Below are 23,711 nucleotides of genomic sequence, written 5' to 3'. Positions count from 1 at the left end.
TGTTTTTATTTACTAATATTTTTAAGCATAGCTATTTGAGTTACTGTTCTTTGGAAAAATTGTTCTCTACTTTCACCAATTCTTGATCTTAATAATTCTTCAATTTTATTCTCTGAAACTCCATTAAAAGAGAATATGCTTCTTAGATTTTTTTCAAATTTTGAAGGATCATTTATATTCTGTTCCACTATAAGGGAAATATCATTTCTATCCTTATCTGAAATAGAATCAAAAAATTCTTCATATCTATCAAAAGCAAGAGCATCTTTGGGAAATTCTCTCATAACTTCCAGAAAAGACGTCTCTCCTTCTGAAACAAGAGAGATACTACCATCAGAAAGTCTCTGTACTTCTAATGCCTTTAATGTGTCTTGTATTGTAGAGTTTTGTACATCTAGATAATTTCTTTCCAAAGAAGTGCTCACATATTTCCAAATATCCTCTCCCACAGAACCCAAAGACTTAAGTCCTTGCTCCGTAATAGGACCCTCCCCGATTAACTCTCCAAAAGGACGACTTTCTCCAATTGAAAGAATTTCTGGTGTTGGTAAGGTTTCTGGAATTGGAGAAGTTTCTACGTCTTGTGGAGTTGTTTCTTCCACTGTCTCAAGAATTTCCTCTATATCTGTTTCTGAAGGAATTTCTTCTTTTGGTAAAGTTTCTGGAATTGGAGAAGTTTCTACGTCTTGTGGGATTGTTTCTTCCGCTGTTTCAAGAACTTCCTCTGTGGCTGTTTCTGAAGGAAATTCTTCTGTAACCATTTCTGGTTGCGCTTGTAAAACTTCTTCTGACGACGTGGCAGGTGCTTCCGTTATCTCAGGAGTTACTTCTATTTGGGAAGGTATTTCACTTGCCATAGTTTCTTGCGCCTCCAAAGTAATACCTGATTGTTTTATGGCGCGAAGATAATCCTCATCATCGAGAAGTTTTGAAAAATCAATAGTATCGCGACCTGCAAAAATTCTATCAATATTTCCACTCGATATTCCTCCTGCTTTTAATTCCTCAGGCTTCATATTTTCTAAGGAATCTTTCAAAGAATCTATGAATATTTTCCTTTGTTCAGAGGAAATATCTGGACGATCTGAAAAAAAGTTCTCTGTCCTTTCTCCTAAAATATTCCATATTCGATCACCACTTTTTACCCTATGTTGCATATCTTCTCCAAAAAATCTTGACTCCTCAAAATGCATTTTTTCAGGAATTTCAGGAGATGGTTTTATAGACAAGTCCTCAGGAAGAGCTGTTTCTGTAGTAATATTCGAAGTAACTTCCTCAGGAATTTCATTCTGCACGCTCTCCATAATAGATTCCAAACCGTTTCCTTTATGAGTTGCGAGAACGGTGAATTTTCCGTCGTCTCCAAAAATACCAACTTCTGCTGTATGTCCAAGGAAAACAGATCTTCCTCCATTTTGAGAAAATAATATTTTTCCTGCAGAAGATTGAGGATCAATTATAATGTTTCCATTAGATTCTACAGGAACTTCTATATATTGTCCCTGAAGGTTTTCATTTAAAGTAAAAATCATTTTTAATTCTCCACTTTGTATAGCCTTGATTGCATCTTCAGACAATCCTTTATGAAAAGAACCATCAGAAGTCATTTTAGCCACACTAAAAACATAATTGCCTCGAGCGTCTACGCCATCACCGCCACCTCCCCAACGAAGACTTAATTCATTCCTATCAGCACCCGTTATCATACCATCAGTACCAACTCTTAATTGAGTATCATTATCCATCCAAACACGTCCTTCCAAAGATTTAAAAAGTTCTGGATGTGCCTTCGCATATTCTTCAGGAGACATTTTCATTTCAACAGTTTCAAATGTCTTCTCCATATCAGGACTCTTGTCCGAAAGATTTTGCTCCCATGATGATTCATCTAAAGAAACTCCCCCTCCAGGAATAGTTTCCGAAGAAACTCCCTGCGAAGTTTCTGGTGTAAACGAGCTTTGTCCTCCATCATCACCCCCATTTGGAAAATCTGAATCATTATTCCAAGATGCATCATCCAACGCCATTCCACCCCCTGTAATAGGATCTGATGGTGGCGTTTGGATATATTCAGGGGAAATTTTTAAAGTAGGCGCGTCTGAAAACCATTCTCCAATTTTACTTGCAGCAGCTTCTCCCAAACATCGAGACGCCATAGTTAAAGCAAGAGCGGATCCTACCGACCCTGTCCATCGTAAATATTTATCTCGATAATTTCTTTTTTCTATTCGATCCGCAATTTGAGAAGAAGATTGTCCCAACAAATTCTGAATATATTTCGCTTTTTCTAAAGGATTTTCTTTATAGAATTCACTTTTTTTCCCATAAATTTCACCGAAAGAATCTCTTGCATTATCAACCCTTTCTCTATCTGCACCACTATAAAGTTTTTCGGAAATATCCTTAAAAAAAGTATTGAAACCCACAGAAGACGATGTAAAAGAAAGGGCTCGCATTCCAAGTCCGGCAGCAGTCATGCCTATTGCTGTCGCACCCACAGCAGCACCTCCTAAAGCTCCGGCACCTATAAGTCCAACACTAAGAGCAATTTTTTGTTTGAATGGAAGTTTTTGATACTTCTCTATCCCACTCATAAACATATTTTTTGCCTTGCCCATAAAAGAAACATCCTTCAATCGATCGTCCGCTATCGCTTCTTTTATTTTTATTTGTTCACCTATTTCGTTGGCACGCATCATCTGTTCAAATTCTTTCGCTTCCATATAATCCGAAAATCTTTTCGCCACTTCGCTATTGTAGTTTTGCAAATATTCATCATACTTTTTTTTCTTCTCGGGATTTTTCATATCCAAAGCAAATGCCTCTCGAGCATCTTCCAAATCCTTCGTAAGTTTTCGCAAAAATTCACCTTCTTCATCCCCCTTCTCAGAGTTCTTTTTTTCGTCCGTAGCAGAAAGAGGTTTTTCTTCTGTTTTTTCTGATGGTCCCTCCTTATTTTCAGAAACATTCTTAGGCAAAATATCTAAAGAACCATCAAGTTCTTTCCGGTATCTCTCCGCATCTTCAAAAAAATCAAGTAATGTCTGAGCTTCTTCCCCCGGAGAAACTCTACCCGCGTACATATCAAAATCCGCAATAAACTTTTCTTTTAGAGCTTTTTGTTCATCTTGTGCATTTTGGATGGATATTTGAATTACCTCTATAGACGCCTTTTTTTCTTGTATTTTTCGATTATTTTCATCTCTTCTCTTTTTTAATTCTTCAATCTCTCCCACTGAAAGCGTTCCTCTATAGACAGTCTTTCCGCCTCGCTCCTCTTGTTTCATCCCCCCTTCCAAGGAACTTAATTCTGCTTCGATTTCTTTTTGCTCACCTCCCAAAAGATTTAATTCTTTTTGTAATTTATTCTTCTCTTCCTCATAGCCATCAATTTTCTTTTGAATATCCTCTATACGTTGTTTTCGATTTGAAAATTCTTCTGGAGAAAAACGCTGCTCGCCTTTTTCGGATTTTTGCGAAGAGTTTGTTTCTTCTTTATCGTCCACTCTCGAGTATTCACCGTTAATAACAACCCGCTCTTCTCTTTCCGAACTCCCTGAAACTTTGTTTTTGGGAATATACTCTCCCTCAAGAATTTCACTTTCTTTACTTTCTTTTTCTTCCTCTTGTGTTTTTTCAGTTTCACCTGAAGACTGTGAGAGAGTTTCTTTTTCAAAATCATTCGGGGTGCCTCCAGAATTATTCACAAAACCCCCTTCAAATTCTTTCTGCATCACCTGCACAAACTCTTCTTGCTTTTGTATATCTTTTTCAATTATTTCAATTTGTTTTTCAATATTATCAAAATCTTCATTCAATTCTATGCCATATTTTCTACTCCTATCTTCAAGTTCTCGTTTCTCCTCCACAAACCTCTCTCTTTCAGTTTTTTTCTTCGCCAATTCCTGCATTGCATCACTCATCTTTTCTCGAAGTTCTTCATGTTTCTTTCCTTCTTGCGTATCATGAGAAGAAAGAACTATTTCCTCCTCTTGAGGATTACTTTTTTCATTCACCTGTTTTTTTTGAGACTCCCCGGAGGGTAATTGCTCACCTTTTTCTCTCAAAAAATTCTCCATATCTTCATTTTTATTTACTTTCTTCTCTTTATGCTCACCAAAAATCCTTATAGAAAAAAGACTTTCTCTCAATTTCAGTTCTTGTTTTTTTTCTTCGGGAATTTTTTCAAAACGTTCCAAAACTTGCGAATGCAAAGTATTTACTTCTTTTTCAATTTCACTTTTTCTTCTATGTTTTGTTTTTATATCATGATTTATATTTTCCACATCTCTTAAAGCCTCAAACCATTCTTTTTCCGGAATAGTCCCCATTCTTTCTTCCAATTGATCTATATCCAACTGAATATTTTTACCCTGACCAAGAAGTTCTTCGATTTGTTCATCAATATCATCCAAACTACGTTGTTTTTCTTGGAGTTTTACATCCAATACTTCCATTTCTTGAATCTCTTTAGAAAAATCATTTGCTATTTTTTCTTTTGTATTTTCCGAAGTTGCTTCATTTTTCATTCCAACAGAATTATCCGAAAGCTCCTGAAATCTTTTTTCAAAATCCATTACCAGTTCTTCTGTAAGAGAAGACATTCCTTGATGATAGTTTATATCATTAAAAAGAAGCTTCCATGGATTTTCTCTTTCGACTGAATTATTTCCTTCTTCCAAACCCTCTTTTTTTCGCGTCTCTTGCAATTTATTTCGTATGGAATTTCTTACTGTAACTATTCTATCATTAAACTGTTTTTGTTGTTTTTCCAATTGTTCCGCACCCTTTTCATTTTCATTTTCAATAGCCATACCCATGTTGTGATTTCCCAAAAAATAATGAGAACATTTTCTTTTTTAAGAATACCATACAAAAGAAAAATTCCAAAATATATTTCTCATTTTCTATGTTTTTTTCCAAAATAATCGGAGAGAATTAATTACTGGCAAAAAGTCCGTAAAAAAATTATAGAAAGCTGCAAGTGCTGGACCGAAAACTCCCATAAAAACAAGTATTATTCCAATCATATTCGTCACAAACCAAATACCCATATCAAAAAATATGACTGATCGCATTCTTCGGGCTACCTCTATAGCATCACCGAGATGAGAAAGATTATCAGAAAGAATAACAATATCAGCCGTTTCAATAGCTGATGCCGTTCCTCCTCCCATAGCAATGCCAATATCAGCACGGGCAAGTGATGGAGCATCATTCACACCATCGCCGATCATAGCTGTAATAGAATTCTTTGAAAATTTTTCTATAACACGAAGTTTTAGCTCTGGCGTCATATCTGCCAAAACTTCAGTTATTCCCAATTCCGAAGCTATTTTTCGAGCAGTTTTTTCATCATCTCCTGTAAGCATCACAAGATGCTCAATTCCCAAAGATCGAAGTCTTTCTAAACTTTCTTTTGACTCTAATCGGGGAATGTCTTCTACAACGAAAAATCCTGCTATTTTTTCATCTATTACCACAGCATCTGCCGAATAAAGCCAATCTTGTCCATAGGTATCCAATAATGCCGTTCGTAAATCTTTGGAAAGAAAAGGTTCAAAAAGAATATTTTTCCCTATTGATATTTTTTTTCCTTCTACTGAAACAGTTATTCCCACTCCTTTTAAAACTTCCACAGCATCTGAGTCAGGAACGTCTTCTCCATACTCTCGATTTGCCCTTCGAAATGCTGCGCGTCCAACAGGGTGATCCGAAAATTTCTCAGCAATAGCTAAATATTTCCAAAATTCTTTCTGGGGAATCCATGGTTCTATGTGAATATCTCGAAGCTCTAAAGATCCAAATGTAAGTGTTCCTGTTTTATCAAAAACAATAGTTTTTACTTGCGCCAAAAGAGAAAGACGTCCTCCACCCTTTACAATCACGCCATTTTTCGCCACATATCCTATGGTCGCTGTAACAGCAAGAGGAATAGCAACGGCGATATCATCTGCACATGCTACAAGAAAAATCGCTGCTGTTACCGATGCGTCTTTTGTAATCCAAAAAGCAATCGCACCCAAAAGTAAAACGAAAGGAAGAAATATCCCAGCAAAACGATCAGCCAAACGCTCTGGTTTTGATTTATTTTTACCAGCTTCTAAAACCAAAGCAATCATTCTTTCGAGAGTTGAATCCTTTCCCACTCTCGTGGCACGAATTCTTAAAGGATTTCCTTCATTAAGAGTTGATCCCAAAACGAAATCGCCAACTATTTTTTCTACTAATTTCGATTCACCTGTTACTGAAGATTCATTTATACTTCCAAAACCAAAAATCACAACACCATCTACTGGAATTCGTTCACCCGTATGAACAAGAAGAATATCATCTTTCTGAACTTCATTTACAGATATTTCTTGAATTTTTCCCTGCCTTTCACGAAATGCGATACGCGGTCGAAGGGCTAAAAGTTCTTCTATTGATCGAGAAGAGCGCCTTTCTGTTCTCCATTCCAAAATCGAAGCGAATGCAAGCATAAGAACAATAAAACAAGCAGATCGAAATTCTCCTATAGAAAAGGCAAAAATAATAGCAAATGCATTGAAAACTTCTATAGAAAGATGCCATTGAAAAAGTGAGCGAATTCCTAAAAGAAAAACAGGAGCACCTCCTATCACAACAGCTGTTCCTAATAAAAAAGAACTCATTGGGAAAGGAAAAAATATATCAATCCCTAAAAAAAGAGAAGAAATAATAATACTTCCTCCAGCATACCATGGGGAACCAAAAAATTTTTCTATCATAGTATTTATATGTTTTTATTACTTTTTTTTGAAATTGCTTTTAAAAATTATTAAAAAAGCAAAAGCGTTCCTCACACCATCATAATCTCCGCACAATCTGGTTACTAAAATTTCTTTTTTAGTATACATCGTTACACTATTATTTGCGAAAAGTTATTACATAAGATCATTGTTAGTTTTCTTCTGTTACGAAATCTTCAACGATGCTCAGTAAAAAATGAAAATTAGTAACAACTCCTTTATGTATTTCATTCTTTTTTTGCTATACTCGAGATACTATATACATTCAAAAAAATAATATGATTTCCATTGGCAAAAAAATACAGTTCCAAGCATTTGATGAAAAGGGTTTCGAATACTCACAAAAAACATATCTTGGCCGTTGGCTCCTTCTTTATTTTTATCCCAAAGACGACACTCCCGGATGTACAAAAGAAGCTTGCGCCATCCGAGATTCTTGGAAAGAATTTAAAGAAGCAAATATTTCAGTTCTTGGTGTAAGTATCCAAAATGCTACATCTCATCAAAAATTTAGAGAAAAATATCAAATTCCCTTTCCCCTTCTTGTTGATGAAGACAGAAAACTTGTAGAAATGTTTGGGGCTTGGAGAAAGAAAAAATTTATGGGACGTGAATATATGGGGACAGAAAGAATATCTTTCCTTATTAATACGGAAGGAAAAATCCAAAAAATATACGAAAAAATTAAACCCGAAGAACATGCAAGTGAGATACTTCGTGACGTCCTCAGCTACCAATAAAAAACTTTCTTTTTAAAGAGGCTATCTATACAATTCATTTTCAAGCTTTATGCTATGATTTTAAGTATATAAAAAATCTTTCTTCTTCCACATCTCTCTTGTATACTATCTTTGCTAATATAGTAATTTATTTTTTATGTTTTCTTTTCTTTTCTCTCATAAGAAAAACTCACCTCTCAAAAATTTTATCATTCTTCTTTGTTTTCTTTTTATAAATTTACTTTCTGTTTGGCTTCTTGGGCACACTCCCTGGCTTGCAACAATCCCCATATTACTTTCTGGGATTCTTGCGCTTTATGCTTCCAAAAGTAAAAAACTCCTCATTGTTTATTATACATTTGCTCTTATTGGAAGCCTTCATGAAATGTTTTTTATTTCCATGAATGTTTGGACTTACGATAAAACATCTTTTCTTTCAATTCCTCTCTATCTTCCTTTCGTTTGGGGAAATATAAGCATTCTCTGTATTAGTCTTTATAAGGGAATTTTTACTCTTAAAATTTTTCAATCTTTACCCCATAATCCTCCAAAATCCTCCACTATCTTTTTGGCATTTATTTTTGCTTTTATTTTTTCCATTTTAAGTATTTACTTTTTTTGGAGCGAGCCATCTCTTGTCTTTATTTTATTTATTCTCATTGATATCTTTCTTGTTTTTATAATAAGAAGCGCTCCCTTCGCTATTGTTGGCATAAATGCCCTTGGTTGCGGAGCATTGGGAGATCTTGTTGCTGTTAATATTAGTCGTTGGTCTTATTCTGTTGAAAATACTATTTTTGGCGTTCCTTCTTATATTTTTATCGGCTGGGATATTGTTGGGCTCCTTATGGTCTCACTTTATTTAGCTCTTGAAGCTTTTGAAAAAGAACATGCTCAGAAAAAATCTAGAAAGGCTATTTCTCATTAATTAAATACTAAAAAATATTCATCATTTTTATTCTTATCTATTTTTAAGCATTTCACCTTTTATAAAAGATTTTCGCTATACACCAAGCTTTCAAAAAATAACTTTAACTCTGCAACTGAACAAAAATTGAAATAGATTTCATTTCCTATTACAATACTAATCTATTCTATCGAAAATCTCATGAAAAAACTTCGTTCAAAATACATAGGAAAAAATGCCTACGTTTACCTAAAAACTCTCGAAATAGCTTGGCGAAGCTTAAATAAAAATAAATTTCGCTCTTTTCTAACTTCTCTCGGAATAATTATTGGTTCAGCCACTATCGTTCTTGTGATCGAAATGGGAGCTGGCGCAAAGGCTGAAATCGAAAAACAATATTCCAATATGAGTGTCACGACCATCCTCGTTAATGCACCATCTCCAACTGAAGGAGGTGCTGCTTCTCGCTTAAATATTGATGATGTTTCAGCTGTTATGAAAAGTCCTTTTATTTCTTCTGCTGTACCCCAATTAACAGGAAAAGTTCAAACTCAGTCAAAAGAAACTATCTATCAAGCTGGTATTCTTGGTAGCACCACTGAACTTAAAGATTTAGCTAATATAGAATTAATAAGGGGTCGTTTTTTCTCTCAGGAAGAAGAGGATACGCACCTCAAAGTAGCAGTGCTTGGCTCAACGGTAGCAGAAGAATTATTTGGAACAGCCAATCCTAATGTAATCGGGCAAGAAATAACAATAGGAAAAAAACAATTTGAAATTATTGGCATTTCCAAATATAAAGGTGGTTCATTGGGACCGATTTCTTTAGATGATAGCATTATTATGCCCTACTTTTCTTCTTATCGTTATGTCCTCGGTATAAATGGTAAATTTAATTTAAACTTACAGGCCAAAGATATTAAAAGCATTAATAGCGCTATTGAGGACGTTAGTGCTATCCTACGTGAAGAGCACAATTTACGTCCGGATATGCCAGAAGATTTTCGCGTAAGAGATATGGGTGTTAATGTGCAAGCAGCTAAAGACAGCGCCCAAACTATGGCCTTATTATTAGGAAGTGTTGGATTGGTAGTTTTATTAGTTGGAGGTATTGGAATTATGAATGTAATGAGTATTGTCGTTAAAGAAAGAACCAAAGAAATAGGAATTAGAAAAGCTATCGGTGCAAAGAAAAATTATATTCTTTTTCACTTTTTAACAGAAGCTTTTATTTTAAGCTTTTTTAGTGCTTTTATTGGCCTTCTCCTTGCCTCTCTTCTTTATTATGCATTGAAAAAATATGGATTAGATATTATTTTTATATGGTGGAGTTATGGACTTTCCGCAATTTTTACCGTTAGCATTGGCATATTCTTTGGCTATTATCCGGCATTAAAAGCAGCTAAACTCAAACCTATAGATACTATTAGATACGAATAAGTAATATTATAAAAAATAACGCTATGAAAAAGTTACCTCTCATTGGATCATTCTTAATTTCAGTATTCTTCCTTAGTGGATGTATTGGAACAAATGAAGATCAGATTACTGTTGAATCAGAATCCCAAAAGAATATACTTTTATCACAGGATGAAATGACTCTTCCGACTCGTGCATCCGAAATAAATGGTGTTGTTTCCTCGATTGAGGGAAATGAAATTATTATAAAAAAAGAAATTGGAAAAGAAAGTTTAACTGAAGAACAAATGGCACAAAGGAAAGCTGAGAGACAAAAATTAACCGAGGTAGAACGTCAGGCTCTTCGTGCTTCAGAGTTAGCAGATGTTAAAACTGAAGATACCCCCCTAACTATTCCTGTTGGTGTCCCTATCTACAAAGCTGATGGCACGGGTACTGGTGGATTACTAAAATCAGATTTAAGTGAAATAAAAAAAGGAACTTATCTATCCATTTGGGCAACAGAAACTGGTATAGAAGCCGTCAAAATAAAAGGTTTAAATTAGAATTTCATGAAAAAAATTGTAATAATCTTTATTGTTATCTTTATTTTTTTTGTAGGAATTTGGCAATTTTGGAAAAACGATCTTAAAAAAAATACTGAAACCCCTGAATATACCATTGAGAAAGTTGTTCGTGGCAATGTTGCTGTTTCTTTTTCGGTGGATGGAAAAGTTGTCTATGAAAAATGGGAATTAAATTTTCTTAATTCAGGCATTGTAGACACGATCAATGTAAAGCTTGGTGATATCGTCAAAAAAGGACAAATTCTCGCCAGCCTCGATATCGAAAAGAGCAATAATCAAGCATTGCAAGCAAAATCAATATTGGAAGCTTCTTACGTTGATTTGGATAGGCTTTCCAAGAATGGCGTCGACTATAAGATAAAAAAGGTTGCTTATGATGATGCTCTTGATCAATTAGATAAAGAAGAGGATTTGTATGATGAGTATGTTCAAGATAATGGGAAAAATTCCTCACAAGCATTAGCCCAAAAAGTAAAAGTTTCTTCGGCCAAAGCTGATGTTAATAATGCAAAATATCAAATGAAACAAGTGGAAGAAAATTATAAAAAAGCGAAACTTGAATCATCAAAAAATTCTTCCACCTATGCTTTGGCTTTAGAAAATACCAATGCCTTCAATATAATAGCTCCCAGAAATGATATTGTCGTAGACAGTATACATGGCAATGTTGGAGATGTGGCAACTCAAAACAATACAAATTCAGAAGATAACAATGCTGGATTTATAACACTTATCAATAAAGATAATTTTTGGTTTGAAGCTTTATTAGAAGATACTGACGCTCTCAAAACACAAAAAGATATGCTCGTTTCTCTAACATTAGATGCTTATCCCGACAAAGAATTCGAGGCTAAAGTAGAGTTTATTTCTATAGTGCCAGAAATAGATACGAATGGTTTGTCTAGTTATAAAGTAATAATACAGATACTCAATAATGGAGATACTACATTTTTAAGTGACATGTCTGGATCAGCAGAAATTATTTCGAAAGAAGCGAAAAATGTTTTGATGATTTCTAATGGTGCCGTAAAAAACGTCAAAGGAAAACAAACCGTCACTCTAAAAAATGGTGATAATTTTTCCGAACGAGAGATTCAAACAGGTTTCACAAATGGAAAAAAGGTTGAAATAAAAAGCGGATTAGAACAAGGAGATGAGGTTGTTATTCTCAAATAAAAATACCTATGGAAAACAGCATCTATCTGAAGAATGTTTCCAAAGGTTACACACTTGGCAAAACATTAGTTCCCGTTATTCATACTATTACTATTTCTATACAAAATGGTGAATTTATAGCTTTAATGGGGCCTTCTGGAAGTGGTAAATCCACTCTCATGAATATAATCGGGTGTTTGGATGTCCCTGATACTGGAGAATATTATTTGGAAGGTATGGATGTTTCCAAACTTTCGGAAGATTCTTTGTCTGAAATTCGAAACGATTTGATTGGTTTTATTTTCCAAAATTTTAATTTAATCCCTGATTTAACAGTCCTCGAAAATATTACTATACCAAGTTTATACGCAGGCAAAGAAGATAAACAAAAAGCTATTGAATTAGCTAAAAAATTTGGAATACATGATCGGATTTCTCATTATCCCAATGAACTCTCTGGAGGGCAAAAACAAAAAGTAGCTATTGCGAGAGCACTTATTAATAATCCGAGTATTATTCTAGCAGATGAACCAACGGGAAATTTGGACAGTCATTCCTCTTCAGAGGTAATGGAGACCCTAAAAATCTTAAATGAAAAAGAAGGAAAAACTATAATCTTAGTTACTCATGATACTTTCACAGCTAGTTTTGCTTCACGTCACATTAATTTAAAAGATGGCGTAATTGTATAATTCCCCTAGTTCATTTCATTTCAAGAAATGCCTTTAAAATTTCTTAATTTTTACCTTCATTTAGAAAGAATGTGTTTTGGTTTATTGCTGGGGAAGAGGGATTTTCGCCTCACCGTCGAAACGACGTTTCGTTGTCCGGGGTGGCGCCAAACGCTCATTCATTCGCGTCTGTCGACATTCGAGGACTCATTTCCACCCGTTCGAATCCCTTCTCATACTCAAATAAAAAATCCTCCACAAAGGAGGGATTTTTATCTTAGCTGGGGAAGAGGGATTCGAACCCCCGAATGACGGGACCAGAACCCGTTGCCTTACCACTTGGCGATTCCCCAAACACATTATCTTAAAATAGAAAACCCCACAAAAAAAGACTATCAAAAAATATCTTTTCTGGCAAGAAAAAAACGCATCTTCCTAAAGAAAATGCGTTTTTAAAAAAAGAGTATGAATAGATTTTCTATCCTATACTTAAGCTGCCATTTTTAAATTTTTGAGGCGTTCTTCCCATTGCTTTGGAACTTTCTTCCCTTGAGCTTTGTATAAAACACCCCCATCAACGGCAATCATCGGAACGATACCACCCCACTTATCCCGAATGAATCTTTTAACCTCGAAGGCGTGAGTTTCTCCTCCAATAGAGAGATAAACTTTTTTTTCGAAAAGAATTTCATTCTCCTCTTCTAGAGAAGTGATTTTTCTCCTGAGTTCCTCATTCTCTTTTTGCAACGTTTCTTCTTCAAGAGAATCTTCTTCTAACTCTTCATTAGGAATTTGATAGAAAGAATCTATCCTTTTTTTCCTAGTAAATCCATTTTTCTTCAAATTCCTTCGAGAGAAAAAGAATCCTATTCCTCCGAGAAGTAAAAGGAGAGAGGTTACAAGAGAAACAAGAAGAAGTGTTCCCGAAGAAGAATTTAGTTTTTCCAAACGAGTAGTATTCTCCTTCAAAGAAACTTTCAAGGCTTCTTCGGATTGCTTCACTCGATCAAACTCTCGCTGAAGGCGAAAATTTTCCTCCTTAATCTGAAAAAGGATAGCATCCTTTTTCTTTAAATTTTCCTCTAGTTTTGTTACCTCTATCGAAATTATTGCGCCTTCCGTTTTTTTCTCTTGGTTTACCACCGAAGAAAGGTCATTCTTTGTTTCTGGGGTCTTCACCACAGAATTTCCCCCCTCCTTCTTTTCACCAGATTCTTTAATGATTTCTTTCTGCGAAATCGGTTTCTCTTGAACGACAAGATCCCCCTCTTTAGCTGGTACTGACGGTGACGGAGTGTCAGTGGCTTTACTAATAAATTCATTTGGAAGGTTATATGCATAACCTGCCCAAAGTTTCTTTCCAAAAGAAAGCTCTACTTCGGAAACAGTATTCCACGAAGCATTGAGTCGATCTTTATTAGCAAAAAGAATTTCCTTAGAGCAGGCATCCTTCGTCATATTCGGACGAATCTTGGCACAGAGAGCGAAAAGAGTCTCACCTCTGCTAAGAGTAAAACTCTCTTCTGAAGCATTACTTAATCCCGCATTCAAAAGAAAAAGTAGAGTTACGACAACGGAAACAAAAAATTGTTTCATTGAAATCTCCGATAGGTTATGGGTTGTTGTAAAAAAACTCCTATTCTTTAAATCACAATTTAGGTTATTTGTCAATGAAAACGTGAAAATATTTAAATGTCTTCTTTAATATTTACATTTGTTTTTTCTGCCCTCGAAGTGATGCCTGGATAAAACGATCGATACTTCCATTTAAAACCTCTCGAGTATGTGGGGTTTCTTCGCCTGTTCGATGATCTTTTACGAGCATATAAGGATGAAGTACGTAGGAACGAATTTGATTTCCCCACTGCGCACTTTTTGCTTCTCCTCGAATTTCATTCGTTTCTTGTTTTTTAACTTCTATTGCTTGCTGATGAAGTTTTGCCAAAAGAAGAGCTATAGCACGCTCTTTATTTTGCGATTGAGATCGCTCGTTCTGACAACTTGTTACTATTCCTGAGGGAAGATGTGTTATACGAACAGCACTGTCTGTTTTATTAACATGTTGACCCCCCGCCCCTGAAGCGCGAAAAGTATCAATCCGAAGGTCTTTTTCTTCAATCATTATTTCTTTCAAAGAATCAATAATTGGCAATACTTCAACTCGAGCAAAAGATGTCTGACGAAGCTGGTCCGCATTAAATGGTGAAAGCCTGACAAGTCGATGAATACCCGCTTCATGCTTAAGATTTCCATATGCATATATCCCTTCGATTTGAACGGTTACACTTTTAATCCCAGCTTCAGTCCCCCGAGATTCATCAATAATCCTTGCGTTATAATCGGACAATTCACACCATCTAAGATACATTCGTAACAACATTTCCGCCCAATCTTGAGCATCCACTCCACCAGCTCCACTTTGTATGGTAAGAAAAATATTGTTTTCATCATATTCACCAGAAAAAAGTACAAATCTTTCAAAATCCTCCATCTCCTTTTCTCCCACTCGAAGCATTTCTCCAATCTGTCTTTTTTCTTCATCTGTTTTAGATATTTCCAAAAATTCCTTGATATCAGAAATGTCTTCTGAGAGTTTTTCAAAGCGTATAATTATTTTTCGAAGAGCTTCTGCTTGTTGAAGAATGGCCTTGGCATTATCATTATTTTCCCAAAAGTTTCCAGCCAAAGAAAGTTGTTCGAGCTCTTTAAGTTTTTCTTTTTTCTTAGGAACGTCAAAGAGAGTCCCGCACGAGCGGGAGTTTATCTTGTAAATAGGTCAGTCTTTCCGGATAATCATCATGTATCATAAAAAATATAATAATTTCTTTCTTTAATGTATTCTCAAAAATAGAGTTTTTCAAAATTTTATTTACTATATCAGACAAAAAACATCTTGACAAATTATGAAAATCCATTTATTTTCTAATTCGTTCGCTTTTATTTGGCGAATATGTTTTTTTTTCACACAAAGAGAGGGTTTTACAATGAGTTCTTCTATCGGACTTTACGCTGTTCTTTCCTTGCTGTTTGTAATACTCTCCGGCTTTGCTGCTTTAATAAAGAAGTATTGGACAGCTACCTTCCTTGGATTTATAAGTATTTTCTTGGATCTCATAATACAAAGAGAGGGTTTTATAATGAGTTCTTCTATTGGGCTTTATGCTGTTCTTTCCTTGCTATTTGTAATACTCTCTGGCTTTGCAGTCCTAATAAAAAAATATTGGGCAGCTGCCTTTCTAGGATTTATAAGTATTTTCTGGGATCTCTTGATATTCTGGGTTTCTTAATACTTAATTCCCAGTATCAACTTTTCCCATTCTTTCTATCCTATCCAATTCGAGGACGCTTTCATTCACAAAGAGTAATCTTTTTTAAAGATTGCTCTTTTTCTTTTATTCTACAATTACACCACTTCCTAAACACATATCATCAGAATAAAAAACTGCAAATTGCCCAGGTGTAATTCCTCTTTCTTTTTCTTTAAGAATTCGAACAGAAAAATCTGAAATATTTTGAGAAACCCCTTCTAAAATAACTTGATATCTTTTCTCTCCATGTCGAATTTTACAAAAAAGCTTTTTTTGTAAGAAATTTTTTTGAAGATCTTCTTCGTCCAAAAACCATGAAGTATTTCGTACACCAAAAAAGGCTCTTTCCGTTTCAGGCATTTTAAGTCGATGAGAAACAAGAATATTATTTTTTTGAATATCCTTCCCCACTACATACCAAGGACCCCCAGAAAGGTCTAATCCGTGTCGTTGTCCAACGGTATGAAACCAGTGACCCTCATGTTTTCCAAGAATCCTTCCTGTAGAAATATCCACAATATCTCCCATCATCGTTCCGAGATGATGTTTAATAAAACTTGAATACCTTATCTTTCCCAAAAAACATAAACCTTGAGAGTCTGGTCTATCGAAAGTAAGGAGGTTTTTCTCTTTTGCCATTTCTCGAACTTTAGATTTTTCATATTCTCCCAAAGGAAACCACGTTCTCCTAAGTTGTTCTTTTGTGAGTCGAGAGAGAAAATAAGTCTGGTCTTTTACTCTATCACAGGCAAGTTTCATAATCGAAAAAGTTTCTCCATGAACTTTTTTGTATTCTCCTGAACGGGCATAATGGCCAGTAACAATTTTTTCAAACGAAGTATCATTCTTTTCAAGCCATTCTTGAAATGCTCCAAATTTTATCAAAGAATTGCACATAATATCCGGATTAGGAGTTCGCCCTTCTCGAACCTCAGAAAGTGCATACGAAATAACTCGATCATGATATTCTTTTTGAAGAGGAACAATCGTAAGAGGAACGTTTAGTTTTTTACAAACTGAACGAACGAAAGTAAGGTCATTTTCCCATGGACATTCTCCGAGAAATGCCATTTCATCTTCAAGCCAAATTTTAAGATAAAAAGCATGAACTTCATGACCTGAATCTTTGGCAAGAGTCAGAGCTACAGAGCTGTCCACACCCCCTGAAACCAAACATGCTAAACGCATAGAATATATCTTAAAAAATCCTTATATACTAACAGAAAATGATTTAAAGTAAAGTCTCAAACCTACATTTGTTATACAAAGAGAACAATCGTCGTACGTTGTTTCCATAAGCATCCAAATCCCCTCTCCTTAAAACACACATTCTCTCAAAAAGACTCCTCCCTCAGGAAGAGTCTTCTATTCTAAGTTTTTATTCTTTAAATTCTTACGTTTTTGTACTTTTTAGGGAGTTACTTCTTTGTATCGTGCGCATTGATTTGTTTCGCAGGTAACAGCACTTCCAGTACCTCCTTGACATGTCCATGACCATTTTCCAGAAGCGTATTTTGGATCACTAGGAGAACCAAACCTCGAATTAATACAAAGCTCATCAGCACCCTTTTCGGAAAGATCCCCTTCATAACAAGAAGTAGTATAGGTAGTATTACATTTTCCTTCAACGGCTCGGCATATTCCTCCAATTAGAGTATAACCATTTTCACAATCAAAATGAGCTACTATAGTTTCGTCCTTAGTCATAAGAAAAGAACAATTTTCAAGAATATTAGGACATTTATTTTCTCCATCAGAAGTCCATCCGTTAAAAATTGCATTAGCGTCCTTTGTAGCTCTAAGAGTAATAGAAACTCCCTTATTGACGTTTGTTGAAGAACAATTAGTAGGTGTACAACTCACCGACCCAGGACCATCTTTTGAAACGTTAAGTGAGTATTGTGGGGTACTATCAATACAGGAATTTGAAGTTAAGTCAAAAGTAAATCCAAATTTACAAATGAATTCGCATTTTGGTGCTGAGCCTACAGGAAGACTACAGCTATTTACTAAAGTTTTTGCTCTATTTTCAGAAAGATCAGTATCGTCGCCTGAACACAATAAGGCGTTCGCGGGATCGAGCCCTGTACATGAATAGGAAGGAATAACTACGCAGGCAAATCCATTCCAAGTAGATCCCGTTGGACAATAAAATTCGCATTGTTCTTCATTATCAAATTCAGAATATTTCGAAGATTGAGATTCAGTTAAATTTTCATTATCACCTGGATGCCAAAGTGTACTAACTGGCTTAGGAGGAGTACAAGCGCAGGGTGTCTGAGAAGTTGTCACAACGGAAGAACTTGCTGATTGCCCATTATCATCTACGCAAGAGACATTTAATGTTAATCTCCCATTATTAAAATCTGGCGTTTTTATAGACTTACTCTGAGGGATACTTCCCGATCCATCCGCACCTGTCGTAAGAATGAGACTATTCCAATCTTCATTATCTGGAGTTGAAGTAAAGGTGCATGGCTGAGCATTTTTTTTAGCCTTTGAAACACTAAGTCTTTCTAGGGTAACTGCGGAACAACCATGAGCATCAAGTTGAATTCTCATTACGGGACGCTCTCCTCCTGGAGGATTAATATAGACATGTTCCCAAAATGTACCACGATTTGAGTAAGAGCTCATTCCCCCTTCTTGGTAAAGAGCATACACCATAGCTCTAAATTTCTTATCCTCACGAAATTCTACATTGGGAATAGTAAGTGTTTCATTAAATTCGCAATATGTTTTCCCATCACTATGAACCACGAGATTGCCCGGTATAATACCTAAAGCATATTTTATTCTTTCTGGACTTTCACTCCATTGATTCCCCTGTGGACCCTCCCCACTCCATTGTGTACCAAATCCAACAGAAGCCTTACAAGCGATATCCGTATCTCTTGCTAGAACAAAGCCTCTAAAAGTAACCGAATCTCCTGGTTCAAAGGTTTTCCCGTGTTCAATAGAAGAAAGATTCGCTTGTTCACCACAAAGATAACCCCACGAAGGATATTTATTATCCTGACCACGACAATAAGAAGTGCCCGATATTGCTCTCAAATCAGCTGAAACAGAATCTGAAAAGACAAAACTAAAAACAAATATTACAAAAAAAATAATTGGTTTAACCAGTGAAAAAAGATATTTATTCTTCATATTTCTGTTTTTAAAAAAATTATTGTATTACTTTCAGAGGATCACACTGAGCTTCTGCCATATTCCCTACTACATCTTCTGTTTTTGCATGAACATTTTTTATTCCCGGAGTGTCAAAACTTGTTTCAGGCAGTGCAATATTCGAAGTAATATCTCCTGTCCATTCATAGGTATAATTAGGGACACCTATTTCTTTGTAGAGAAGAACCCATTCAACTTTTTCCCCTACTTTTATAGGATTTTTACGAGGAAAACAAGAAACTTCCAATCCTGCATTTTCTACTTGAAGCTTGCTTGTGTATATCTTCCCTTCATACTCAGCAGTAATAATAACTGATCCTGCTTTTCCTCCCGTAGTCACTTGACCTTTTGTTCCGGGAGTATTTGACACATTAGCTATAGTAGTATCAGAAGACTTCCAAGTAGCTTCTTCTTCTTTATGAACGTCTCCCAATTTGAGTTCCATAAAGAAATAATCACTATTGAGAATAGTTTTTTCTTGAGGAATAATAGTAATGGTTTCTATTTTATTTTCTAAAGAAAGATTGTTAGCTGATTCTTCTTTCATAAACCAGCCTTGAAATAATTTTCCAGACATCTGATAGACAAAAAGAGAGATAGTACAAAGAGCAAGAAAAACAGAAAACAGGAATATTCTTTTACTTTTGAAACCTAGATATGTTTTTGACATATATATTATTTATGTATTTATTTTATTTTTTTATTAAAAAAGCTATTTTTAATGTAGCATACGTGAAATATTCTTACAATAGATTGTATCATTACCTCGATTTGCCTTAGAGTTAAAACAAAATGACTTAAAAACATTCCTGTCTCATTTATGACACAGTTCTATAAATTCTTGTACGATTTTCATAAACCTAAAATAGAAAGTTTTTATTTTAGAGAGACTAAAAAAGTTTCTTAATCTCATACAAGAAAATTTTTATTCTTCCTCTATCAGAATAACTCGAGCAGGAGCTCCATCAAGTCCTTCAAATTTAAGAGGAAGCCCTATAAATACATACGTTCCCTCTTTTATATCCTGAAGACATAATCCCTCAAAAATAATAATACCTTTTTCAAGAAGTGCTGTATGTGGTCGATGATCAGCTCCTCCACGCTTTTTAACCGAAAGATAATCAATACCAAAAAGTGCTATTTCTTTTTTTGCAAGCCAATCAGCAGCATCTCCATCTAAATAGATATATTCAGGATAAAAATATGAAGAATCAAGGGTGCTATTTTTTGTACGAACCAAAATTCGTTCTCCTTTTTGTATATTGTAAAGTTCTAAATCAGATTTTTTTATAGATTCCTTTACCTGACAAAGATCCAGAACTCGGCACACACCATAAAGAGCTTCCAAAGGAATTTTATCTACACCAAGACCATCTTTGAAAACATGTTTAGGTGCATCAATATGCGTTCCCGTATGTGTTCCAAAAGATACCTTAGTATGAGTCGAGGTTTCTCCTTCAAATATTTCAAACTCTACCGGAGGGTTTCCAGGATAAATCGACATCTTAGGAGAAAGCATTTGTGTTATATCATGTATCTTCATAAAGTATGTCCCGTCTATATCTTTTTGTTTTATAAATTTATAGCTATTCGCAAAGCAATCCTTCGCTATAAAAGATCTTTTACTGTTTTTACAATTGCCTCTGCGTCAATTTCTTCCCAATGAAGAAGTTGTTCTGGTTTTCCACTTTGAGGCCTTTTACGAACAGCAAGGGATCGAAATCTTACAGACATTCCTTCAATTTCACATAATATCTCTTTCACAGCATCCGCAAGCCCTCCATGCCCTCTATGATCTTCTACAGTGATGATAGCACTCGTTTCTTCTCCATTTCGAAGAATCATCTCTTTATCTAAAGGCCGGATGCTATAAGCATCTACAATACGAATAAAGATATTCTCTTTTTTTAATATCTCATACGCACGAAGTGCTTCGTGTACAGTTATTCCACAAACAATAACCGTAACAACATCTTGCTTACTTTCTTGAAGTGTTTTAGATCCGCCCAAGGAAAATATTTCATTCTCTTGATAGAGAACAGGGAGCTCAGCTCGCGTAGAACGAATATATGTTAACCCCTTTAAATCTTTTCCGAGATATAAACATTTTTCCATAGAAACAGCATCTGAAGGAGAAAAAATATGAACATTTTCAATAGTTGAAAACATAGCCATATCCTCTAAAGCCATTTGCGAAACACCATCTTCACCGATAGAAACACCTACATGCGATCCAATGAAAATCATCGAGACATCACTATAGCCAGCCATACGAATCTGATCGAATGCTCGAGAAAAAAAAGCTCCGAATGTAAAAATGAAAGGTATCGCCCCACGTCTTGCCATGCCAGTTGCGACCGAAACCATATTTTGTTCAGCAATAAACATTTCTAGAAATCTCTCTGGGTATATCTTTCCAAAATCTTCGCTTGAAGTAGAGTTACTCACCTCTGCATCAAGAACCACGATCCGCTCATCATATTTCCCCATACGAGCAAGAGTCTTTCCACACACTCTCCGAGGGGCCATTCGTAAGCCTTTAGTAAAAGTTTCTTGTTGATATTCTGAAAGATCAACAAGAATCTCTCTCTTTTCATATTCTTCAGGTTTCGGAAGTTTCAAAAAAAAGTCCTCTTTCCTATCATCAATTTCTTCCAAAGCCCGCTTTGCTTCATCATCATTAAGCGCTTTTCCATGCCAATTATTTTTATTTTCTAGAAAAGAAATTCCCTTTCCTTTCAAAGTTTTCATAAGTATTGCACATGGTTTTTTCTTTTCTCTTGCAAGTTCGTAAGCATTCTCAATTTGTTCTGGAGAATGTCCATCTTCCACATTTACAACATTCCAACCAAATGCTTCAAATTTTTTTCCTATCACACTAAGATTCCAGCCATCTACAGTTTCTCCACGTTGACCAAGACGATTCACATCCACAATAGCCACGAGATTATCAAGTTTGTAATGAGAAGCTATCATCGCTGATTCCCAAACTGAACCTTCAGTCAATTCACTATCCCCCAAGAGAACAAACACACGAGGAATATTCTGATTTTCCTTAAAAAATTTTTTTACATAAAGTGCTTCTCCTACACCAATACCAATACCTTGCCCAAGAGATCCAGTGGGAACCTCCGTAAAAGGAAATCTTCTTGTGGGATGCCCTTCAAGAACACTTTCGAATGTTCGGAATGTTTTGAGATCTTCCACATTCACACCACCAGCCATAGCCCAAAGTGAATAAAATAATGGCGAAGCATGTCCTTTTGAAAAGATTAATCGGTCATTATCTATACGCTCAGGATTTTCTAGTTCGTAACGAAAAAAATGCTTCTTGGAAAACATCAAAACCACCATAGCTTCTACAGCGCTAAGAGATGATGTTAGGTGTCCTGAACCCGCAATAGTTGTCATTTTTACGCACCAATTTCGAATTTTACGTGAAATTTCTTCAATTTTTTGAATATCCATATTTTCTCTGTATTTTTAAACCTTCCCTTTATGAAACTATCCTCATCAAACTCTTTCTATCATGAAATTTTCAAATTTTTACCTCCCCTTTTTTAAAAAATTATTTTTCACGATTTGCCAAAACAATTTTATAAACACGATCTTTTCTGCGAAGCTTTTCTTTTGAAGGAAAGCTTATAAGCCCACCCTTTTCTACGCTATTTCTTTTCTCACCATTATCAATTCTTAATTCTTGAATCTTTATACGAAGTATTCCTGTAGTTTCTCCGATAACGTATATCTCATCGTCACACGCTAAAGTTCCAGAATCCATTCTCATTTCAGCAATATATATTTTTCCAAAATAATTCGTCACTTCCCCAATATATTCCTTAGACTCCTGAGCCTGTGAACCATAGCTTCCGCTATAAGAACCTAATTCTTGGCCAAGATAATAATTCCCTCGAGAAAGTCCTCGGTTAAAAACTTTCTTCAAATCTTTATAATAATTCTCTATTTTTTCTTGGGTATAGTTACCTTTTTCAATATCTTTAAGAGCTTTTTTATATGTAGAAACTACAATAGAAACATATTCTGGGGAACGCCCCCTTCCTTCAATTTTCAGCACACTCACACCAGCGTCAATAAGTTTATCCAAAAAATCAATAGTACAAATATCAGAAGCGCTCATTACGTAGTGATTATCAATAACGAGTTCCTTTCCCGTTTCCACATCCGTAACTTTATATTGAGCACGACAATTTTGTCGACAAACACCCCGATTAGCAGAAGCATTATCAGTAAAAAGGCTCATATAGCATCTTCCCGATTGCGCTACACAAAGCGCCCCATGAGCGAAAGCTTCTATTTCCATCAATCGCCCCTCATTTCCCATAAGTTGTTCTTCTTGAATTTTTTCGTGAATTGCTTTTATTTGCTCTAATGTAAGTTCACGAGCCAAAACTACTCTATTCGTAAGTGGTGCAAAAAATTTAAGCGCTTCATAATTTGATACAGAAAATTGAACAGAAATATGTGCCGGCATTGAAATTTCTTGTGCGTATTGCAACACAGCAAAGTCAAAAGCAATAACAGCATCCACTCCAAATTCCTTGGCGCTATTAATTATTTTTTTAGCAACTTCCATATCATGATCATAGAGAAGTGTATTTACTGCAATATATGTTTTTACTTTTGCCTTTTTACAGCGTTCTACGATTTTCTCTATATCCTTCAAAGCAAAACTTGCCGAAGAAGATCCTGCTCGCATATTCAGTTGTGTCACACCAAAATACACACTATCAGCCCCTGCCTGGATCGCAACCTCTAAAGATTCAAAGTTTCCAGCCGGCGCCATAATTTCTGCTATTTTTTTCATTTCATTCATATAATAATTCTTAAAAATTCATTCAAGCCTAAAAAGACCCTTTATGCAAGAGATTGTTTTTTAAAATTCTTATTTCAAAGTATGAATCAAATAATTTCTGAAATAAATTCACAAAAATTTTGAGAAATATTAAAGGTCTCTCCGTTTTCTAGTGCGATTTTCAAATTTTTACTGTGATTTCGATGAAAGTT

The 23,711-nt window shown here is 35.3% G+C and carries 16 protein-coding genes, 1 tRNA gene and 1 pseudogene; 7 read left to right on the top strand and 11 right to left on the bottom strand.

The window, feature by feature from the left end; all coding sequences use genetic code 11:
• Positions 1–5: 5 nt before the first annotated feature.
• Together IPN70_03475 and IPN70_03470 are read right to left on the bottom strand one after the other, a co-directional pair.
• On the bottom strand, positions 6–4,814 hold the full coding sequence (locus IPN70_03475) for a hypothetical protein (GenBank protein QQS60925.1): 4,809 nt from the start codon (positions 4,812–4,814) through the stop codon (positions 6–8).
• Positions 4,815–4,907: 93 nt separating this feature from the next.
• Positions 4,908–6,749 carry a cation-translocating P-type ATPase gene (locus IPN70_03470; protein ID QQS60924.1) on the bottom strand — a complete coding sequence of 614 codons (1,842 nt, stop codon included), beginning with the start codon at positions 6,747–6,749 and terminating at the stop codon, positions 4,908–4,910.
• Positions 6,750–7,048: 299 nt separating this feature from the next.
• Between IPN70_03470 and bcp the strand changes: the two genes are divergently transcribed.
• From bcp to IPN70_03440, 6 genes are all read left to right on the top strand, one after another.
• A complete protein-coding gene (bcp, locus tag IPN70_03465; protein QQS60923.1) occupies positions 7,049–7,510 on the top strand; it encodes a thioredoxin-dependent thiol peroxidase in 462 nt (153 codons plus the stop codon).
• 136 nt (positions 7,511–7,646) lie between these two features.
• Positions 7,647–8,417, top strand: coding sequence for a hypothetical protein (locus tag IPN70_03460; protein QQS60922.1), 771 nt, complete (start codon positions 7,647–7,649; stop codon positions 8,415–8,417).
• 180 nt (positions 8,418–8,597) lie between these two features.
• Positions 8,598–9,836 carry an ABC transporter permease gene (locus IPN70_03455; GenBank protein QQS60921.1) on the top strand — a complete coding sequence of 413 codons (1,239 nt, stop codon included), beginning with the start codon at positions 8,598–8,600 and terminating at the stop codon, positions 9,834–9,836.
• A gap of 23 nt (positions 9,837–9,859) precedes the next feature.
• On the top strand, positions 9,860–10,360 hold the full coding sequence (locus IPN70_03450; GenBank protein ID QQS60920.1) for a hypothetical protein: 501 nt from the start codon (positions 9,860–9,862) through the stop codon (positions 10,358–10,360).
• Between the two features lie 6 nt (positions 10,361–10,366).
• Positions 10,367–11,557 (top strand): HlyD family efflux transporter periplasmic adaptor subunit, encoded by a 1,191-nt coding sequence (locus IPN70_03445; protein QQS60919.1) that lies wholly within the window; start codon positions 10,367–10,369, stop codon positions 11,555–11,557.
• Positions 11,558–11,565: 8 nt separating this feature from the next.
• Positions 11,566–12,228: an ABC transporter ATP-binding protein gene (locus tag IPN70_03440; protein QQS60918.1), complete on the top strand. Its 663-nt coding sequence runs from the start codon at positions 11,566–11,568 to the stop codon at positions 12,226–12,228.
• Between the two features lie 260 nt (positions 12,229–12,488).
• Here IPN70_03440 and IPN70_03435 read toward each other — a convergent pair.
• The 3 genes and pseudogenes from IPN70_03435 to prfB all read right to left on the bottom strand — a co-directional run bounded on the left by IPN70_03435 (position 12,489) and on the right by prfB (position 15,004).
• Positions 12,489–12,560, bottom strand: a tRNA-Gln gene (locus IPN70_03435).
• Positions 12,561–12,696: 136 nt separating this feature from the next.
• The gene (locus tag IPN70_03430; GenBank protein ID QQS60917.1) at positions 12,697–13,803 is read right to left on the bottom strand and encodes a hypothetical protein; all 1,107 of its coding nucleotides are present in this window, start codon (positions 13,801–13,803) and stop codon (positions 12,697–12,699) included.
• Between the two features lie 112 nt (positions 13,804–13,915).
• Positions 13,916–15,004, bottom strand: a pseudogene (prfB, locus tag IPN70_03425) (peptide chain release factor 2).
• A gap of 187 nt (positions 15,005–15,191) precedes the next feature.
• Here prfB and IPN70_03420 point away from each other — a divergent pair.
• Positions 15,192–15,494 (top strand): hypothetical protein, encoded by a 303-nt coding sequence (locus tag IPN70_03420; protein ID QQS60916.1) that lies wholly within the window; start codon positions 15,192–15,194, stop codon positions 15,492–15,494.
• 105 nt (positions 15,495–15,599) lie between these two features.
• On the opposite strand, the gene mnmA is transcribed toward IPN70_03420, so the two are convergent.
• The 6 genes from mnmA to IPN70_03390 form a co-directional block, all read right to left on the bottom strand.
• Entirely contained in the window at positions 15,600–16,703 is a 1,104-nt protein-coding gene (mnmA, locus tag IPN70_03415) for a tRNA 2-thiouridine(34) synthase MnmA (protein ID QQS60915.1), read from the bottom strand.
• 222 nt (positions 16,704–16,925) lie between these two features.
• On the bottom strand, positions 16,926–18,665 hold the full coding sequence (locus IPN70_03410; GenBank protein ID QQS60914.1) for a hypothetical protein: 1,740 nt from the start codon (positions 18,663–18,665) through the stop codon (positions 16,926–16,928).
• A 19-nt stretch (positions 18,666–18,684) separates the two neighbouring features.
• Positions 18,685–19,356 (bottom strand): Ig-like domain-containing protein, encoded by a 672-nt coding sequence (locus IPN70_03405; GenBank protein QQS60913.1) that lies wholly within the window; start codon positions 19,354–19,356, stop codon positions 18,685–18,687.
• A gap of 255 nt (positions 19,357–19,611) precedes the next feature.
• Positions 19,612–20,229: a cyclase family protein gene (locus IPN70_03400; protein QQS60912.1), complete on the bottom strand. Its 618-nt coding sequence runs from the start codon at positions 20,227–20,229 to the stop codon at positions 19,612–19,614.
• Positions 20,230–20,294: 65 nt separating this feature from the next.
• Positions 20,295–22,154 carry a transketolase gene (locus tag IPN70_03395; protein ID QQS60911.1) on the bottom strand — a complete coding sequence of 620 codons (1,860 nt, stop codon included), beginning with the start codon at positions 22,152–22,154 and terminating at the stop codon, positions 20,295–20,297.
• A gap of 100 nt (positions 22,155–22,254) precedes the next feature.
• Positions 22,255–23,511 (bottom strand): U32 family peptidase, encoded by a 1,257-nt coding sequence (locus IPN70_03390; GenBank protein ID QQS61852.1) that lies wholly within the window; start codon positions 23,509–23,511, stop codon positions 22,255–22,257.
• Between the last annotated feature and the right edge of the window lie 200 nt (positions 23,512–23,711).

The organism is Candidatus Moraniibacteriota bacterium (genome assembly GCA_016699795.1).
In the GTDB taxonomy this organism is placed as follows: Bacteria; Patescibacteriota; Minisyncoccia; order Moranbacterales.
The sequence above is the reverse complement of the archived record's forward strand: the minus strand, read 5'-3'. Positions and strand labels throughout refer to the sequence as shown.